The following is a 299-nucleotide window of genomic DNA, read 5'->3' on the forward strand; positions in this document are numbered from 1 at the left end:
TCTCCCTACCACTGAAGATATGCGCCTTTGTACTCTTCGATGGCTGGAACAAGATTATCGGAAGCCTTACTCAAAGTTTTTGGATGTAGAATGACTCCTGAATTAGCCGTACACCTCATCAGTTCATCACTTTGGGTCGTCGTGAAAGTCGTCTGCCTAATCATCCTACCAAGTCTTTCGGTTGGATTACTTGTCGCCATTTTTCAAGCGGTTACACAGATCCAAGAAAACACATTAAGCTTCCTTCCGAGGCTACTTGCCATTCTTGGTGCGATTGCTTTTGGTGGGCACTATATCAG

At 44.8% G+C, this 299-nt stretch carries 1 protein-coding gene; it reads left to right on the top strand.

What is annotated here, in order from left to right; all coding sequences use genetic code 11:
- Positions 1 to 90 precede the first annotated feature (90 nt).
- Positions 91 to 299, top strand: a 209-nt coding sequence (locus AB4585_RS29190; protein WP_372172305.1) for a flagellar biosynthetic protein FliQ, incomplete at its 3' end; no start/stop codon positions are given.

The sequence above is a fragment of the Vibrio sp. 10N.222.49.C9 genome (assembly GCF_041474985.1).
Classification (GTDB): domain Bacteria; phylum Pseudomonadota; class Gammaproteobacteria; order Enterobacterales; family Vibrionaceae; genus Vibrio; species Vibrio crassostreae_C.